The organism is Arthrobacter sp. ZGTC131, assembly GCF_002929275.1.
Lineage (GTDB): Bacteria > Actinomycetota > Actinomycetes > Actinomycetales > Micrococcaceae > Arthrobacter.
Genome location: NZ_PJIK01000112.1, coordinates 1 through 518, shown reverse-complemented (window position 1 = coordinate 518; position 518 = coordinate 1). Strand labels below are relative to the sequence as shown.

Annotated in this window: 1 pseudogene; it reads left to right on the top strand. The window is 68.3% G+C overall.

Features of this window, described 5'->3' with window-relative positions:
• Positions 1 to 518: pseudogene (locus tag CXQ90_RS21920) on the top strand (glucose-6-phosphate dehydrogenase); the annotation flags it as partial.

The window sequence follows — 518 nt, the reverse complement described above, 5'->3', positions numbered from 1 at the left end:
GAGCCGCTGTGGAACGCCAACTACGTGGACCACGTGCAGATCACGATGGCCGAGGACATCGGCACCGGCGGCCGCGCGGGCTATTACGACGGCGTCGGCGCCGCCCGCGACGTCATCCAGAACCACCTGCTCCAGCTGCTCGCGCTGACGGCCATGGAGGAGCCCATCTCCTTCAATGCCGATGACCTGCGTGCGGAGAAGGAAAAGGTGCTGGCCGCCGTCAGGCTGCCGGAGGACCTGTCCACCCATTCCGCCCGCGGTCAGTTCGCCGGCGGCTGGCAGGGCGGCGAGCAGGTCCAGGGCTACCTCGAGGAGGAAGGCATTCCCGCCGACTCCACCACCGAGACTTATGCCGCGATCCGGGTGGACATCAACACCCGGCGTTGGCACGGCGTGCCGTTCTACCTGCGTGCGGGCAAGCGGCTGGGCCGCCGCGTCACGGAAATCGCCGTGGTGTTCAAGCGCGCCCCCAACCTCCTCTTCCGGGACCACAGCGAGGACGACTTCGGCCAGAACGC